Genomic DNA, 15,715 nt, shown 5'->3' with positions numbered 1-15,715 from the left:
ATTAACGAAAGTGAGGATTGCGAATGTCCAAACATGATCCTGCCCCGTCAGCTGAATTGCCCCTTACGGATAATGGGCTTGGGGCGACAGTACCAGAACGCAATGCCCCGGCGCGCAGGCGCAAACCGCTGCTTCGGCTGGTGCCTTTGGCGATGGTGTTCATGTTTATGGGCGGTGTGCTGGGCCTCTATTTCCAGCCTCCGGCCCTGCGCGTTTTCTTCGCGACGACGGGGCTGACGCCGGGGGCAGGGACGGAAACCCCGATTGCCGTGGCATTGGCCAAGGTCAGAACGCAGGAGGAAGTCGCCGTCGTGAGCGAGGGCGATATCGTGGCGTTGGGTCGCATTTTGCCCGCGGGCGACGTGATCCGGATCGCCACGCCGTTCGGAGCCAGCGATGCCCGTATCGACGCGCTGGAAGTGGCGGTGGGAGACACGGTTGCCCAAGGCGATACGCTCGCAGTCCTAGACAACCGGCGCGATTTGCAAAGCGACATCGAGATCGCGGCTGCCACGGTCAAGGTCCGTGAAGCGGCGCTGATGCAAATGCGCGAAACGGTACGCGCCAGCCGCGAGGAAGCCGCCGCCAACCTTGAGCGTGCCGAGATCACCGCACAACAGGCGCAATCCGAGCTTGAGCGTGCCACCTCCTTGCTCGACCGCGGGGTGACGACACGCGCCGATCTCGATGTGGTGGTCGCGCGTGCCACCGAAGCGGCGCGCGACGTCGAACGCAACCGCGCTACGCTGTCGCGCTACAACGGATTGTCGGGCACAGTTCAGGCCGACATCGCCGTGGCCGAAGCCAATCTGGACGCCGCGCGTGTCGATTTACGCAGCGCCGAACGGAATCTTGAGCGTAGTATCGTACGTGCCCCCCGAGATGGCACAGTTCTGGGTATCAACGTGCAAGTGGGTGAGAGGCCGGGCACGGACGGCATCCTGAACCTTGGCGATATCGCGCAGATGACGGTCGAGGCCGAAGTGTATCAAACCCTGATCGGGCGTGTGTCCATTGGCGATCCGGTCACGGTGGCCGCTGCGGCGTTGGGAGAGGACCTGAGCGGAACGGTGCAGGCGATCGGGCTGGAGATCGGTCGCCAGTCGATCACGTCGGATGATCCAGCCGCCAATACGGACGCACGTGTGGTCGATGTGATCGTGATGCTCGACCCTGCGTCCTCCGACAGGGCCAAGCGCTATACCAACCTTGAAACCATCGTGCGTATCGATACGGAGCGATCCGAATGAGCGGGCTGTTGCAACGACTGTTCGGGCGTCTGCCAATCGGATGGCTGCAGCTGTCGCACAGCAAGGCCCGTTTTGCTGCCGCACTTGCCGGCGTCGCCTTTGCCACGCTTCTCGTCTTCATGCAGTTGGGCATCCTGGGCGCACTTAACAGCTCAACCATCGCGCCCTACAGCTTTTTTGACGCAGACATCATCATTTCAGCCGAAGATGCCAATACCCTGACAGATGGCAGTAACGTGGCGCGCAGTCGCCTGTTTCAGGCGTTGGGCGTGGGCGGGGTTGCATCGGGTACGCCGCTTTATATCGGATCGCTCGACTTTCAGCTGGACGGTGGCAGCACGGCCAGCCTGCAGACCTACGCGCTCGACACGCAAGGCGCGGCTTATGTCACGCCCGAGATCGGCGGCCAGTTCGCGCAGTTGATCCCTGAAAACACCGCGTTGATCGACACGGCCATGCGCGGCGTGCCGGCCAATGCTTTTGACGGGTTACGCGCGGGCCAGCCGTTTGCCTTCGAAATCGGGGGCAAGACTCTGACCGCCGTGGGCACTTTGACAATGGGTGGCGGGTTCACCGCTGACGGCACATTGTTCGTGTCAGACCAGACGTTTCTGCGGTTCTTCGGCGGACGCAGCAGCGGGGCCCCCAATCACATCCTGCTCAAGGTGGCGCAAGGGGCGGATGCGGATGAGGTTGTCGGGCGTCTGCGCACGGTTCTGCCTGCCGAAGCGGTCAAGGTCCAAACGCTGGAAGAAGCGGCCAATGCCGATCTGGCCTACCAGACGACGGAGCGGCCCACAGGCATCATCTTTGGCTTTGGCGTGCTGATCGGGATCATCGTGGGCATCGTGATCGTGTATCAGGTGCTGTCGACGGACGTGGCTGACCATCTGGGCGAATACGCGACGTTCAAGGCGATGGGCTACGGGCAGCGGTTTTTTCTGGGGATCGTGTTCGAAGAGGCGCTTGTGCTGGCGGTTTTCGGTTTCATCCCGGGGCTGCTCGTTTCCATGCTTCTTTATATGGGGATGAGCGCGGCCACCGGGCTGCCCGTGGAAATGGATCTTGCCCGCATCCTGTCTGTTTTTGCCGGCACGCTGGTCGCATGCTGTCTGTCGGGGGCAATTGCGACAAGGCGGCTGGCGGGTGCTGATCCGGCGGACCTGTTCTGATGCATGATACCGCCCCCATCGTCACCACCGGTCTTGACCATTTCTTCGGGACGGGCGAGGCGCGCAAGCAGGCCATCTGGGACGTCAATCTGGAAATCGCACCCGGCAAGCTGACGGTTCTGATGGGGCCATCGGGATCGGGCAAGACCACCCTGCTGACGCTGATGGGGTGCCTTCGGGACGTCAACGATGGAAGTGTCAGACTGCTGGGCACCGAACTGAACGGGGCAACCGAAAAGCAGCTTGTCGCATTGCGGCGCAAGTTGGGCTTTATCTTTCAGGCGCACAATCTGCACGAAAGCCTGACGGCGACCCAAAACGTCATGATGGGCCTGCAGGTGCACGGGCGCGGTGACCGCGCCAGGCAACTGGCCGCGGCCCATCATATCCTTGGCCTGGTCGGTCTGGCTGACCGGCGCGACTATCTGCCGGGCAACCTGTCGGGCGGACAAAAACAGCGCGTCGCGATTGCGCGCGCGTTGGTGTCGAACCCCAAAATTATCTTTGCCGATGAACCGACGGCGGCATTGGATAAAGTGTCGGGGCGCACCGTCGTGGAAATGCTCAAGGCGCTTGGCGCGCAACGCAACACCACCACGGTGATGGTCACGCACGACAACCGTATCCTCGAGATGGCGGACAGGATCATAACGCTGGAGGAAGGTCGTGTCGTCAGGGACGTCATTCAGCCCACCGAACCGCTGCATGTCGTCGAAGAGGCGAAGAACTGACCGAGCTGAGGACGCGGTTGCGCGCGGGTGCTCGCAGATGGCTGCCGAGACAGGAACCGCTTTGAAATGGCTGCTTGGCCCGTGCCGAAATTGGACCCGCGTCGACATGCAGGCTTCTGTTCAGCGTTGCAGCCGAAGTCGGCGCGCTCGACATGCTGTTGAAGAATGAGCTTTCTTTCATGCTCCGAAAACGTCCTGAAAATGCGTGGGGGGGCAGGAGGCGTGCCTTACCAAAGGCCTGAAGAATCGGTGACGTTGCACCGCGCACTTCGGGCGAGTAGCGTTGCGCCCCTTGCTTCAAGGGCCGGACTGTTGTCGTCCGGCCGGTTTTCGACTAACTAGCGCTCTTGCAAAAAACGGTTGGGCAAAAGGTCCGCAGATGACTGATCATACACGCTACAATTTGCACCGGAACGCCCGCCTGAGCGTGGCCCCGATGATGGACTGGACCGACCGTCATTGCCGCTATCTGCACAGGTTGCTGAGCAATGAAACGCTCTTGTACACCGAGATGGTCACCGCGCCCGCCTTGGTGCGGGGGGGCGCGTTGCATTTGCTTGATTTCGACGCGGCAGAACAACCAGTCGCCTTGCAATTAGGAGGCTCTGATCCGGCAGAGCTGGCGCAGGCCGCGCGGCTGGGAGAAGAGGCGGGGTACGCCGAGATCAATCTCAACTGCGGCTGCCCTTCCGACCGGGTCCAATCGGGGACATTCGGTGCGGTGCTGATGAAGGACGCGGCTCTCGTGGCCCGCGCAGTCGCCGCGATGCGCCGCGCGGTGGATGTGGAAGTCACCGTGAAATGCCGCATCGGTGTCGACGATCAGAACGTCGAGGAAACACTGCCCGAATTCCTGTCGCAATTGGTGGCGGTCGGGCTGGAACGGATCACGATCCATGCGCGCAAAGCCTGGCTGCAGGGTCTGAGCCCCAAGGAAAACCGGGATATTCCGCCACTGGATTACGATCTGGTGCAGCGTATGAAGATGCTGTTTCCCAATCTGCATATCTCCATCAACGGCGGCGTTGACAGCCTTGATGCCGCCGAGGCGCTGTTGGACGCGGGGCTGGACGGTGTGATGATCGGGCGTGCGGCTTATCATCAACCGGCGGACATCCTGTGTGCCGCGGACCGCCGCATTTTCGGGCATGGCCCGGATACCACGCCGCAGGATGTTGTGCAGCAAATGATCCCCTATATCGACGCGCATCTCGCGCAAGGGGGGCGTCTGGGGCAGGTCACGCGCCATATGTTGGGCCTGTTTGCGGGCCAGCCGGGGGCGCGGGTCTGGCGGCGCACGCTGTCCGAAGGCGCGCACAAGGCCGGTGCAGACAGCACATTGGTGCGCACGGCGCTGGCGCTGGTACAGGATCAAACCGCACTGGCACAGGCCGCGCGGGCGGTGTAGGTCTGCGGTAAAGCTGCGGAGACTGACATGCCCGATACGATCCTACTGCTCCAGATGGGGCTTATGCTGCTTGTCATCGGCGCGTTTGCCGGTGTGCTGGCGGGGCTGCTGGGCGTGGGTGGCGGTATCGTTCTGGTCCCTGCCTTTTTCTATGCGTTTCAGACCTTGGGCTATGGTGGCGATCAGCTGATGCAGATGTGTCTGGCGACCTCGTTGGCCACGATCATCGTGACCTCGTTGCGCTCGGTACACGCGCACAACAAGAAGGGCGCTGTGGATTGGGATATCTTGCGCGGATGGGCGCCCGGCATCGCGATCGGTGCCGTGGTCGGGATGTTCGTCGTGGCCGGGCTGCGGTCAGCGACCCTGCAGGCGATATTCGGCATTCTGGCACTGATTGTCGGGCTCTATATGGGGTTGGGTCGGTCTGAATGGCGCTTGGGTCAGGCGATGCCGCGCGGGGCAGGGCGCGCGGCGCTGTCGCCTGCCGTCGGCTTTGGCTCCGTGCTGATGGGAATCGGCGGCGGCAGCTTTGGCGTCCCGCTGATGAGCCTTTTCAACGTGCCAATCCACCGCGCCGTTGCCACGGCTGCCGGTTTTGGCGTCGTGATCGCGGTGCCCTCGGTCATCGGTTTCCTGTTCGTGCCGATCGCCGCCGAAGTCCGGCCACCGCTGACCGTAGGGGCGGTGAATATGGTCGCTTTCGTGCTGGTCATCGCCATGACGCTGGTCACCACCCCTCTGGGCGCGCGACTGGCCCATGCGATGGACCCCAAACCGCTCAAGCGCGTCTTCGGCTTTTTCCTGGTTCTGGTGGCGCTCAACATGCTGCGCAAGGCCCTTATGGGATGATCGGGGCGAGCGGGGTCCGGCTTTTTCCTCACGACCCCGGTGTCGCTGTATGGGCGCAGGCTGCCTTGCGCGTGGCGCGCCCCCTGTTGGACGATCCCGCGAACAGGGCTGCTCACCTACGCCACGGCAAGACTTGGTTCGTCGGCGTCGATCTTTTGCCGAACCGGCCTGACGGTGCCGTAGGCGGGGTGCCTTTGGCGGGCGCGTGGCGCGATTGCGTGGCGGACCTCCCTCTGCACCCCGCGCAGGTTTCGGTGATCTACCCGGGCTATCCCCAGCAGGATGCCGGTGAGAGCGATGCCAACCACCGGTTCAGACGTGACAGGGCCGCCGCCCATGTCGATGGCCTGTTGCCCGAAGGACCGGAGCGCCGCCGTTTTGCCCGCGAATTCCACGCCTATATTCTGGCACTTCCGCTCAATGACGTGACAGCCGCCCCGACTGTTGTCTGGCCCGGCAGTCATCTCATCATGCAAGCCGCCCTGCGCGATGCGATCGGCGACAGGCCGGTCGCGGAGGTCGATCTGACAGAAGCCTATGCCGAGGCGCGACGGGCCGTTTTCGCGCAGTGCCGGATGGAGCCGCTGGCTCTTCAACCCGGTCAGGTGGCCTTGCTGCATCGGCATCTGCTGCACGGCGTGGCACCGTGGGATGGACCCGCGAAACCCGAAGGCCGGATTGTCGCGTTTTTCCGACCCGAATGCGCGGGAGGTGCGGCGGAGTGGCTGCATGGCGTCTGACAGGGCAGTGTCACCGTTTCGCCGCGGCACACAATTATCTTACCGGTGCCGCATTGTTGCCCCATCCGCAGTTCATCTATCTTGGCATTACGCGTCCGCAAGAGGCGCATCTCTGAGACGAGGTTGGCATTTGAAACACGTACTGACAGGCCCGTATGGGAGGCTTGCCTATTTTGGCGGGCATGGAACACCGGCATCGCAATTTCCCGCAATGCCGCGTCCGGATATTGATTTTGCAAAAACTGTCGCGGCACGGGTCGCCAATACGGATGCCGCGCCGCGGGTCGTGGCTTTGCCGCGCCGGTTGCGCCGCGGGGCCGCTTTGGCGATGTTCGGTGATCCGGGCCGTACAGATACGCCGCGCACCTGAAATGCGATCCGCCTGATCAGCTGTCGCGTGCCAATCGTGCGGCGCGCCCGCCCCGGCGCTTTGAAAACGCACCCGCCCGCTCCGGCAGGGTTTCCATCACGGCACGGCGCGCGTCCGGGGTCATTTTCGACCACGCCGTAATCTCATCAATGCTGCGAAGACAGCCGGTGCAAAGACGGCTTTCGGGGTGGATCACGCAAATCTTGATACACGGGCTTTCGACCTCGTTGCGCTTCCAGACTGTGTCAGACATCGGGGTCCCTCTTGGCGTTGCGTGCGCGGTTCATTGATTGGCCCTCAGGACGCGAATCCGGTCCAGCACACCTTGCAGAATATAGCCCGCCGCCACGTGATCGATCACCTCTGCGCGACGCTTTCGCGTCGTATCCGCCTCGAGCAGCGCGCGTTCGGCGGCAACCGTGGACAGGCGTTCGTCCCAGAACGTGATCGGCAGATCGGGATGCAGTCGCTCGAAGTTGCGCGCAAAAGCCCGCGTCGATTGGCAGCGCGGCCCTTCGGAGCCGTCCATATTGCGCGGCAGGCCCAGCACCACACCGCCTATCCCGCGCCCCGTGATGATTTCGGTCAGCCGTGCGGCATCCAGCCCGAATTTCTTGCGCCGGACCGTTTCGAGCGGCGTTGCGACCGACAAGAAGCTGTCGCTGACCGCCACGCCGATCGTCTTGTCGCCCAGATCGAGCCCGATCAGCGCCTGCATGGGCGCAAGTGCGGCCAGAAACGCCTCCGTGTCATCCAGTATCAATCGATCACTCCCGCGCGGCGCCCTGCGGCGTTGATCATCTCGAGTGCGTCCTTGTCATCGGCAAATACCTCGATCGCATTTGTATGAATGGCCGATGCACGCTGCCATTCTCCCATGACGCCAAGCGACGAGATCAGCCGCGCCCAGTCTTCCGCCGGGCCTCCTTCGCGGGCCAGCCGGTCCGACAGGCCTGACACCATGGCGCCGATCATCTCCATGCGTTCTGCCGGTGTCATCTCTGCGGCGGCATCCAGATCGTCCTGGCTTGGCCCCCGCGCAACACCGCCGCCGATTTCGGGAATGGCGTAGCGCACGCCGGCAAGCTGTGCCAATTCCTCGATCTGGAACAGGATCGGTTCGATCCAAGCCGCCGTTTCAGGGCCTTGGCGCAGCAGTTGGTCCCAAATCCGGAACGCCTGATCCGGCCGCCCGGTCTGCGTCAGCATCAAGCCCAGATAATACCGCGCGATGCCACTTGACGGGTCGCGGGCGAGCACGGCGCGCAACACCGTTTCTGCCTCGGGCGACACATAGCCGCCCGCCGCCAGCACCAGCAAATCGCCCAGCGTTTCAAGATCCGCGACCGACACATCGTCCCCCCTGAGGCGCACCACATTGCGCTGGGCGGCGAGGGCGCGTTTGAAATCCCCGATGTTGCGTTCCTGGCGCACCAGCAGCGTGTAGCCCTCGAGATCGTCGGGACGCGCCTCGACAGTCTCCCGCAGCTTGATCAGCAACTCGCGGTACTGGTCACCCAACCCGTCGGGCAGCACGGCGTCCGGCAGGCTGCGCTGTGCCACCTCTTGGGCAGGGCGCGTGCGGCGGACTTCCTCGGCAAACGCGATGCGGTCGCTCAGCGCCATGTCACCGTACCCCGGCGCACCAAGGCGCATGTACGTGGCAAGGCTGCCGGCCAATGCCACCCCGATGAGGGCGAAAACCACGATGCCGGCCCGCCGCTTTCCCGCCTGCCGTGTCTCGGCCTGCGCGGCGGTGTCGGCGGCCAGCAGGCGGCGCGCCACCTCGGCATGCACGCGTTCGGCATCCGCAGGATCGATCACCCCGCGGGCCACATCACGGTCGACCTCGGCCAGTTGTGCGCGGTACACATCCACATCGGACGCCGCACGCACGCTGATGTCACGTGTCGATCCTTTCAGCACGGCACGCGCCAGAACAGCCCCCACCATGATCGTCATTGCCGCCGCAACCAGCCAGAAACTCAGCATCGCGCCCCCTTTGTGTTGGACACAGACTTAATACGCCGTGCCGTGCCCCGAAAGGGGCCATTTCACCGCGCGGACCGGGAAACCGATGGATGGGCTGCGGTCAAAAGGCGCATGTCGCAAAATGGGTAAGAATTGCCGCGCCGGGTATCCTTTTTTATGCCATACCCGCCATGAAGTATTTCAGGATCGGGCGCCGCCCCGAATCCGTGTCGAGCTGCATGCAGGGGATGATGCCAGATGAAAAAATATTCGGTATTTGCCGTGGCCCGCGAAGCCATGCGCCATCACACCGGCTGGACACGGGCATGGCGCGACGCAGCCCCCAAAAAACGCTACGATGCGATCATCATCGGCGCGGGGGGGCACGGGCTCGCCACGGCGTATTATCTTGGCAAGAATTTCGGCATCACCAATGTGGCGATCCTTGAAAAAGGGTGGCTCGGCGGTGGCAACACCGGCCGCAACACGACGATCATCCGTTCGAATTATCTGCAGGACCCTTCCGCGGCGATCTACGAAAAATCCCGCAGCCTTTACGAGACGATGAGCCAGGATCTGAACTACAACGTGATGTTCAGCCCGCGGGGCGTGATCATGCTGGCGCAGACCGAACACGAAGTCCGCGGCTACAAGCGCACGGCCCATGCCAACATGCTGCAGGGCGTCACAACCGAATGGATCGAGCCCGCAAAGGTCAAGCAACTGGTGCCGATCATCAATCTCGACGGGCCACGCTACCCTGTGTTGGGCGGGCTGTGGCAGGCACGCGGCGGCACCGCGCGCCACGATGCGGTCGCATGGGGCTATGCGCGGGCGTGCTCTGACATGGGCATGGACGTGATCCAGAAATGCGAAGTCACCGGCGTGCGCACCGAGGGCGGCAAAGTGACCGGCGTCAGCACGACACGCGGCGACATCGACTGTGATAAACTGGGCATGGTGGTGGCCGGTCACTCCGGGCATCTGGCCGATATGGCCGGTTTCCGGCTGCCGATCGAAAGCGTCGCGCTTCAGGCACTGGTATCGGAACCGATCAAGCCGTGCATGGATGTCGTGGTGATGGCCAATACCGTTCATGGCTACATGAGCCAGTCCGACAAGGGCGAAATGGTGATCGGCGGTGGCACGGATGGCTACAACAACTACACACAACGCGGCTCTTTCCACCATATCGAGGAAACCGTGCGCGCGCTGGTCGAAACCTTTCCGATGGTCAGCCGCCTCAAGATGCTGCGCCAGTGGGGCGGCATCGTGGATGTCACCGGCGACCGCTCGCCGATCCTGAGCAAAACGCCGGTGGAAGGCGTCTTCATCAACTGCGGCTGGGGAACCGGCGGCTTCAAGGCGATCCCCGGTTCGGGCTGGGCGATGGCAGAGCTGATGGCGAAGGGCCGCTCGCCCCTGACCGACGCTTTCGGGCTGGACCGTTTCACCGAAGGCCGCTTCATCGACGAAAGCGTCGCGGCGGGGGTGGCACATTGATGCCGACGCCGAAAACCGGCGGGAACGAAGCCTGCATTCTGTCCGTTTGTCTGTGCATTCGCACACTCAAAGGAGACAGATCATGGCACAACCAGAGAACCCGCAACCGGAACGCCAGACCACAACCACAACCACCACGACAAACAGCGGTGGTGGTATGGGCTTCATCCTCGGCGCGGTTGTCGTCGTCGTGGCGATCCTCGCGTATTTTGTCTTCGCAGGCGGTGACGCCGGTGATGGCACCACAGACGTCAACATCAACGTCGAAGGTGCAGCAGAGGGCGCAGCAGACGCGGTCGAAGGTGCGGCAGATACTGCCCAAGACGGGGCCGAAGCTGTCGAAGATGGCGCCGAAGCCGCAACCGAATAAACCAAGCAACCTTTCATCTGTCGCACAGGCCGATGCCCCTCGGGGTATCGGTCTTTTTGCGTGCATGCACCACGCCCCCGCGCGTCTCGGAGGATCCCGCCCATGTTGATCGTGTCTTGCCCCTGTTGCGGCATCACCGCCGAAGAATCGGAATTTCATGCCCACGGTGAGGCCCATATCACCCGCCATGGCCCCGGCGCATCCGACGACGAGATGGAGACATACCTGTTCATGCGCAAGAACCCGAAAGGTGTGCATTTCGAACGCTGGCGGCACCAGAACGGCTGCGGCAAGTGGTTCCATATGGCCCGCGATACGATGACCCTCGAAGTCTTCGGCACCTATAGTGCGCAAACGCTCGCACCACCCAAGGACCTGCTCACGCAGATCGACACAAAGCGCCCGGGGTGGCGGGATGCGTAACGCAATGCTTCATCTTGCCCCTAAACTCATCGCGACCGTGCAACCCGCCAAGGAGCTTCTATTATGAGCACCCGTCTCGCTTCGGGCGGCCGCCTGCTGGACAAGCAACGCGCCGTTTCCTTCACGTTCAACGGTAAATCCATGCGCGGCTACGCGGGCGACACCCTGGCGTCGGCCCTGTTGGCCAATGATCAGATGCTGGTGGGCCGGTCCTTCAAATACCACCGTCCGCGCGGCATCGTGGCCTCGGGGGCCGAAGAACCGAACGGGCTGGTCAATCTCGGCGTGGAGGCAGGTTTCGAGCCGAACGCGCGTGTCACGACAACCGAGCTTTTCGAGGGGCTGACTGCGGCCAGCCAGAACCACTGGCCCAGCCTCGAATTCGACGTAGGCGCAATCAACAAGCATCTCAGCCGCTTTCTGCCGGCAGGCTTCTATTACAAGATGTTCATTCATCCCCGCCCGCTTTGGAAACACGTGTACGAGCCGATCATCCGGCACTCCGCAGGTCTCGGCAAAGCACCCAAGGCACGGGACGAGGACACATACGAGCATTACTACGCGTTTTGCGATGTCATGATCGTCGGCGGTGGCGTGGCCGGGCTTCAGGCTGCACTTGCGGCAGGGGCGACAGGGGCACGGGTGATCCTTGTCGAACAGACGGCCCACTGGGGTGGGCGGGCTCCTGTCGATGAAGGGGTGATTGACGGCAAGCCTGCGCAGGAGTGGATCGACGACACTCTGGTGAAACTTGTCGCTATGGACAACGTCACGATGCGCACCCGCATGATGGGGTCAGGTGTCTACGACCACGGCTATGTTCTGGGCTACGAACGTCTGACCGATCACGCGCCGGGCGCCGCGGGCCCGCGCCACCGGTTGTGGCGCATCAGGGCAGGTCACATCATCACGGCAACGGGGGCGATCGAACGGCCGCTCAGCTTTGCGGGTAATGACATTCCGGGCGTCATGCTCGCCGCTGCAATGCGCGACTATGTGGTCAATTACGGCGTTCTGGTCGGCGACCGCACGGTGGTGGTGACCAACAACGATGACGCCTATCTCACCGCGATCGCGCTGAAGCACGCCGGTCTGCACGTCCCTGCAATCATCGACGCCCGCGTGCCGGCGGAGGACAGCCCGCTGATGACACAGGCCAAGGCGCTGGGCATTCGCGTGATGGTGGGGCACGCGATCTCGTCGGTCAAAGGCGGGAAACGGGTCACCGGTGTGACGATCTGCAGTCAGGCTGGCGAAGGCGCGGTGCTCGAAGAGATCGCCTGCGATGCGGTCGCGATGTCGGGCGGATGGTCACCCGTGGTGCATCTGTGGTCGCATTGCGGTGGCAAACTCAAGTGGGACACGGAGCAGGCGTGCTTCAGCCCCGATGCGTCTCGCGCACCGCTGGGCGCCGACGGCAAGGCTTTCGTCACCACGGCAGGAACGGCCACGGGAGTGTTCCAACTCGATGACGTTCTGCGCGATGCACATGACGCGGCGCTGGCCGCGCTGACCCAACTGGAGCTTAGCACCGATGACGCAGGCCGCGCGGCGGTTGGCACACGCCGCGACGAGGCCCCGATGATGCCGGTATGGCTGATGCCACAAGGCGCGTCGGTCAAGCTGCGTGAAAAGGCATGGCTGGATTACCAGAACGATGTGAAGGTTTCAGACGTGCGGCTGGCGGCACAGGAGGGTTTTGTCAGCGTCGAACACGCCAAGCGCTATACGACTTTGGGTATGGCGACCGATCAGGGAAAACTGAGCAACATCAACGGGCTCGCGACGCTTGCTGGTGCATTGGATGAAGACATTCCAGCCGTGGGGACAACCACGTTCCGGCCCCCTTACCACCCCATCTCCATGGCATCGATCGGGGGCGAGGCCCGCGGCGATGTGTTCCAGCCCCTGCGCCGCACACCGCTCCATGACTGGCACGACGCCAATGGCGCGGAATGGGAACCCGTCGGCCAGTGGCGCCGCCCCTATACCTACAAACGGGCGGGCGAAACCACCCACGACGCGGTCATGCGGGAGACCAAAAACACCCGCGAAAACCTTGGTCTGCTGGACGCCTCCACCCTTGGCAAACTGATCGTGAAGGGGGCGGATGCGGGCAAATTCCTCGACATGCTCTACACCAACATGATGAGCACGCTGAAACCCGGCAAATGCCGTTACGGGCTGATGTGCAACGACAACGGGTTCCTCATTGATGACGGCGTGGTCGCGCGCATAGATGAGGACACATGGTTGTGCCACACCACCACCGGCGGTGCCGACAGTATTCACGCGCACATGGAAGAATGGCTGCAGACCGAATGGTGGGATTGGGACGTCTATGTCGCCAATGTAACCGAACAATACGCACAGATTGCGGTGGTTGGTCCGAATGCCCGCAAGGCACTGGAGGCGTTGGGCGGTATGGATGTTTCTGCCGAGGCGCTCGGCTTCATGGAATGGGCTGACGGCACGATCGGTGGCTTCAATGTCCGGGTCTACCGGATTTCGTTCTCGGGCGAGCTGTCCTACGAGATCGCAGTGGATGCCGGGCAGGGTCGGGCTTTCTGGGACGCGCTGATGACGGTCGGCACGTCGCTGGGTGCGATGCCCTATGGCACGGAAGCGCTGCATATCCTGCGTGCCGAGAAGGGCTTCATCATGATCGGTGATGAAACCGACGGCACGGTCATCCCCCAGGACCTCAATCTTCACTGGGCACTGTCCAAGAAGAAAGAGGATTATCTGGGCAAGCGCGCGCATTTGCGCTCCCACATGGCCGATCCGGATCGCTGGAAGCTTGTGGGCCTCGAAACCGAGGACAGCTCGACGCTTCCCGATGGCGCATACGCCGTGGGCGAGGGCACCAACGACAATGGCCAGCGCAACGTGATCGGGCGGGTGACGTCCAGCTACCATTCACCCAATCTGGACCGTGGCATTGCGATGGGTCTGGTGCTGCACGGGCCGGACCGGATGGGAGAGACGCTGGAGTTCCCCGGCACCGACGGCAAAACCTACCGCGCTCGGATCGTTGACCCTGTATTCTATGACAAGGAAGGGGCAAAGCAGAATGTCTGATCCCGTAACCGCGCTGGGCCAGGCCCGTTTCGACGGGGGCATCGCCCGCATTACCGAGCTTGGCCCGCTCGGCATGATCACACTGCGTGGCGATCTGGCTGACAAGGCGTTGATCAAGGCTGCCAAGGAGGCAGGGGGCGTGAACGTGCCGCAAACCCGCACCATCCTGAGCCAGGGTGACAACGCCATTGCATGGATGTCGCCCGATGAGCTGCTGATCATGACCGACTACGCAAGCGTGCGCCAAAGGACGCAGGATCTGTCCGACAAGCTGGCCAAGCAGCACGCGCTGGCGGTGAACGTATCCGACGCTCGCGCCGTTTTCGAAGTCTCGGGTCCACACGCGCGGGACGTGATGGCCAAACTGGCCCCGGTTGATCTGGCGCAGGGCCAGTTCGAGCCCGGCATGTTCCGCAGGACCCGTTTGGCGCAGGTGGCGGCCGCGTTCTGGATGACCGATGAACAGACTTTCCGCGTGGTCTGCTTCAGATCGGTCGCGCAGTACGTGTTCGACGTTCTCAGCGTGGCAGCACAGGCCAGTTCCGAAGTGCACAAAGCAGATTAAACCGTGACAGCCGGGTGTTTCCGGGTGAAGCCCGAAACTTCCTGAATTACCTATCTATGGTAGAAATTTTGGGATGCTTTTCATGATGTTGCGATCTGTTCTTGCTGTATGTTCCCTGTGTGTGTCTGTCGCTGCACCGACCCACGCCGCTGGCCTGTTTTATGACTGTACGATGGATGTGGATGAACCCAACGGTTGGGTTTCCCCGAAGGTCGGGCTGGTGTTCGATGCTGCGGGCAAACTGCAGGTCATCGACGCCCCGGTCCTGCACTTCGTTGGCAAACCGGTCCCTGCGAAGGTGCGCCGGCGCGGTGCCTCCATGAGGTTCAACTGGTCCATCCGCGAAATGCAAGACAGCACCGGCAGGCGCATCCCCGACTTCCGCTACGATGGCAAGTTGGACACCGCAACGGGCGCCATCTCCGTGTTCGCACGGCCGTAAGGCACCCAGCAGGTATTCAAGGGGCAGGGCCGCTGCGTCGAGCGCAAGTCCGCGAAGGGCTTTCGGCCCTGATTGCACGTTTGGTGTTTAATGACACCGGGTAGACTTGACCTCGCGCCTTTCCGCGCTTCATGTCTCACAGACATTAACAATCTCAGAGGAGGCCCCACCATGGCTTTTGAACTCCCCGATCTTCCCTATGCACACGACGCGCTGGCGGCGAAAGGCATGAGCGCCGAGACGCTCGAATTCCACCATGACAAGCACCACAATGCCTATGTCACGAATGGCAACAAGGCGATCGAAGGCACCGAGTGGGAAGGCAAATCGCTCGAAGAGATCATCAAGGGCACTTATGACCCCTCCGCCGTTGCCCAGAGCGGTATTTTCAACAACATCAGCCAGTTGTGGAACCACAACCAGTTCTGGGAAATGATGGGGCCGGATTCGACTGCGATGCCGGGCGAGCTGGAAAAGGCGCTGACCGAATCTTTCGGATCCGTCGATAAGTTCAAGGACGACTTCAAAGCCGCCGGTGCCGGTCAATTCGGATCGGGCTGGGCATGGCTCGTCAAGGACAGCGATGGCAGCCTGAAGGTCACCAAGACCGAAAACGGTGTGAACCCCGTGTGCTTTGGCCAGATCGCGCTTCTGGGCTGTGACGTTTGGGAACACTCCTACTACATCGATTTCCGCAACGCGCGTCCGGACTATCTGTCCAACTTCCTCGACAATCTCGTAAATTGGGAAAACGTCGCGGGCCGCATGTAAATCAACCTTTACGGCTTACAAAAAAACGCCCCGCAGGTTCTCCTGCGGGGCGTTTGCGTTGGAACC

17 protein-coding genes are annotated in these 15,715 nt (G+C 62.4%); 14 read left to right on the top strand and 3 right to left on the bottom strand.

Annotation, left to right across the window (positions count from 1 at the left end):
• The first annotated feature begins 23 nt into the window (after positions 1-23).
• The 7 genes from K3756_RS11670 to K3756_RS11640 all read left to right on the top strand — a co-directional run bounded on the left by K3756_RS11670 (position 24) and on the right by K3756_RS11640 (position 6,523).
• Positions 24-1,250, top strand: a complete 1,227-nt coding sequence (locus K3756_RS11670) for an HlyD family efflux transporter periplasmic adaptor subunit (RefSeq protein WP_259987565.1) — start codon at positions 24-26, stop codon at positions 1,248-1,250.
• A complete protein-coding gene (gene devC / locus K3756_RS11665; RefSeq protein WP_259987563.1) occupies positions 1,247-2,422 on the top strand; it encodes an ABC transporter permease DevC in 1,176 nt (391 codons plus the stop codon). The genes K3756_RS11670 and devC overlap by 4 nt, the downstream gene beginning before the upstream one ends.
• Entirely contained in the window at positions 2,422-3,153 is a 732-nt protein-coding gene (locus K3756_RS11660; protein WP_259987561.1) for an ATP-binding cassette domain-containing protein, read from the top strand. The genes devC and K3756_RS11660 overlap by 1 nt, the downstream gene beginning before the upstream one ends.
• A 379-nt stretch (positions 3,154-3,532) precedes the next feature.
• On the top strand, positions 3,533-4,561 hold the full coding sequence (gene dusA / locus K3756_RS11655) for a tRNA dihydrouridine(20/20a) synthase DusA (protein ID WP_259987559.1): 1,029 nt from the start codon (positions 3,533-3,535) through the stop codon (positions 4,559-4,561).
• A gap of 27 nt (positions 4,562-4,588) precedes the next feature.
• Positions 4,589-5,413: a sulfite exporter TauE/SafE family protein gene (locus K3756_RS11650; protein ID WP_259987558.1), complete on the top strand. Its 825-nt coding sequence runs from the start codon at positions 4,589-4,591 to the stop codon at positions 5,411-5,413.
• A complete protein-coding gene (locus tag K3756_RS11645; protein WP_259987557.1) occupies positions 5,410-6,153 on the top strand; it encodes a hypothetical protein in 744 nt (247 codons plus the stop codon). The genes K3756_RS11650 and K3756_RS11645 overlap by 4 nt, the downstream gene beginning before the upstream one ends.
• 211 nt (positions 6,154-6,364) lie before the next feature.
• Complete coding sequence (locus K3756_RS11640; protein ID WP_259987556.1) at positions 6,365-6,523, top strand: hypothetical protein; 159 nt, start codon at positions 6,365-6,367, stop codon at positions 6,521-6,523.
• Positions 6,524-6,539: 16 nt separating this feature from the next.
• Here the strand turns inward: K3756_RS11640 and K3756_RS11635 are convergent, their stop codons facing one another.
• Genes K3756_RS11635 through ccmI form a run of 3 tightly spaced genes read right to left on the bottom strand, consistent with a single transcriptional unit; the run spans position 6,540 to position 8,515 of the window.
• Entirely contained in the window at positions 6,540-6,776 is a 237-nt protein-coding gene (locus tag K3756_RS11635; protein WP_259987555.1) for a DUF1289 domain-containing protein, read from the bottom strand.
• Positions 6,777-6,806: 30 nt separating this feature from the next.
• Positions 6,807-7,286 (bottom strand): Holliday junction resolvase RuvX, encoded by a 480-nt coding sequence (gene ruvX, locus K3756_RS11630; RefSeq protein ID WP_259987554.1) that lies wholly within the window; start codon positions 7,284-7,286, stop codon positions 6,807-6,809.
• On the bottom strand, positions 7,283-8,515 hold the full coding sequence (ccmI, locus tag K3756_RS11625; protein WP_311201696.1) for a c-type cytochrome biogenesis protein CcmI: 1,233 nt from the start codon (positions 8,513-8,515) through the stop codon (positions 7,283-7,285). Before ccmI ends, ruvX begins: the two co-directional genes overlap by 4 nt.
• A 237-nt stretch (positions 8,516-8,752) precedes the next feature.
• Between ccmI and K3756_RS11620 the strand changes: the two genes are divergently transcribed.
• From K3756_RS11620 to K3756_RS11590, 7 genes are all read left to right on the top strand, one after another.
• A complete protein-coding gene (locus K3756_RS11620) occupies positions 8,753-9,997 on the top strand; it encodes a sarcosine oxidase subunit beta family protein (RefSeq protein WP_259987553.1) in 1,245 nt (414 codons plus the stop codon).
• 82 nt (positions 9,998-10,079) lie between these two features.
• A complete protein-coding gene (locus K3756_RS11615) occupies positions 10,080-10,367 on the top strand; it encodes a hypothetical protein (protein ID WP_259987551.1) in 288 nt (95 codons plus the stop codon).
• A gap of 102 nt (positions 10,368-10,469) precedes the next feature.
• On the top strand, positions 10,470-10,790 hold the full coding sequence (locus K3756_RS11610) for a sarcosine oxidase subunit delta (RefSeq protein WP_259987549.1): 321 nt from the start codon (positions 10,470-10,472) through the stop codon (positions 10,788-10,790).
• A gap of 63 nt (positions 10,791-10,853) precedes the next feature.
• Complete coding sequence (locus K3756_RS11605) at positions 10,854-13,871, top strand: sarcosine oxidase subunit alpha family protein (RefSeq protein ID WP_259987547.1); 3,018 nt, start codon at positions 10,854-10,856, stop codon at positions 13,869-13,871.
• The gene (locus K3756_RS11600) at positions 13,864-14,436 is read left to right on the top strand and encodes a sarcosine oxidase subunit gamma (protein WP_259987546.1); all 573 of its coding nucleotides are present in this window, start codon (positions 13,864-13,866) and stop codon (positions 14,434-14,436) included. The genes K3756_RS11605 and K3756_RS11600 overlap by 8 nt, the downstream gene beginning before the upstream one ends.
• Before the next feature lie 82 nt (positions 14,437-14,518).
• Entirely contained in the window at positions 14,519-14,878 is a 360-nt protein-coding gene (locus tag K3756_RS11595; RefSeq protein WP_259987544.1) for a hypothetical protein, read from the top strand.
• A gap of 171 nt (positions 14,879-15,049) precedes the next feature.
• Positions 15,050-15,649 carry a superoxide dismutase gene (locus tag K3756_RS11590; protein WP_259987543.1) on the top strand — a complete coding sequence of 200 codons (600 nt, stop codon included), beginning with the start codon at positions 15,050-15,052 and terminating at the stop codon, positions 15,647-15,649.
• Positions 15,650-15,715 lie beyond the last annotated feature (66 nt).

It is taken from the genome of Sulfitobacter sp. S190, assembly GCF_025141935.1.
Lineage (GTDB): Bacteria > Pseudomonadota > Alphaproteobacteria > Rhodobacterales > Rhodobacteraceae > Sulfitobacter.
Note: the sequence above shows the minus strand (reverse complement) of the source record. Positions and strands in the feature narration are given on the sequence as shown.

Coding starts and splice junctions, on each gene's coding strand:
- ccmI (WP_311201696.1), bottom strand. CDS start 8,515: ATGCTGAGTTTCTGGCTGGTTGCGGCGGCAATGACGATCATGGTGGGG.
- K3756_RS11645 (WP_259987557.1), top strand. CDS start 5,410: ATGATCGGGGCGAGCGGGGTCCGGCTTTTTCCTCACGACCCCGGTGTC.
- K3756_RS11635 (WP_259987555.1), bottom strand. CDS start 6,776: ATGTCTGACACAGTCTGGAAGCGCAACGAGGTCGAAAGCCCGTGTATC.
- K3756_RS11605 (WP_259987547.1), top strand. CDS start 10,854: ATGAGCACCCGTCTCGCTTCGGGCGGCCGCCTGCTGGACAAGCAACGC.
- K3756_RS11670 (WP_259987565.1), top strand. CDS start 24: ATGTCCAAACATGATCCTGCCCCGTCAGCTGAATTGCCCCTTACGGAT.
- K3756_RS11600 (WP_259987546.1), top strand. CDS start 13,864: ATGTCTGATCCCGTAACCGCGCTGGGCCAGGCCCGTTTCGACGGGGGC.
- K3756_RS11595 (WP_259987544.1), top strand. CDS start 14,519: ATGATGTTGCGATCTGTTCTTGCTGTATGTTCCCTGTGTGTGTCTGTC.
- devC (WP_259987563.1), top strand. CDS start 1,247: ATGAGCGGGCTGTTGCAACGACTGTTCGGGCGTCTGCCAATCGGATGG.
- K3756_RS11640 (WP_259987556.1), top strand. CDS start 6,365: ATGCCGCGTCCGGATATTGATTTTGCAAAAACTGTCGCGGCACGGGTC.
- K3756_RS11650 (WP_259987558.1), top strand. CDS start 4,589: ATGCCCGATACGATCCTACTGCTCCAGATGGGGCTTATGCTGCTTGTC.
- K3756_RS11620 (WP_259987553.1), top strand. CDS start 8,753: ATGAAAAAATATTCGGTATTTGCCGTGGCCCGCGAAGCCATGCGCCAT.
- K3756_RS11660 (WP_259987561.1), top strand. CDS start 2,422: ATGCATGATACCGCCCCCATCGTCACCACCGGTCTTGACCATTTCTTC.
- K3756_RS11615 (WP_259987551.1), top strand. CDS start 10,080: ATGGCACAACCAGAGAACCCGCAACCGGAACGCCAGACCACAACCACA.
- dusA (WP_259987559.1), top strand. CDS start 3,533: ATGACTGATCATACACGCTACAATTTGCACCGGAACGCCCGCCTGAGC.
- K3756_RS11610 (WP_259987549.1), top strand. CDS start 10,470: ATGTTGATCGTGTCTTGCCCCTGTTGCGGCATCACCGCCGAAGAATCG.
- K3756_RS11590 (WP_259987543.1), top strand. CDS start 15,050: ATGGCTTTTGAACTCCCCGATCTTCCCTATGCACACGACGCGCTGGCG.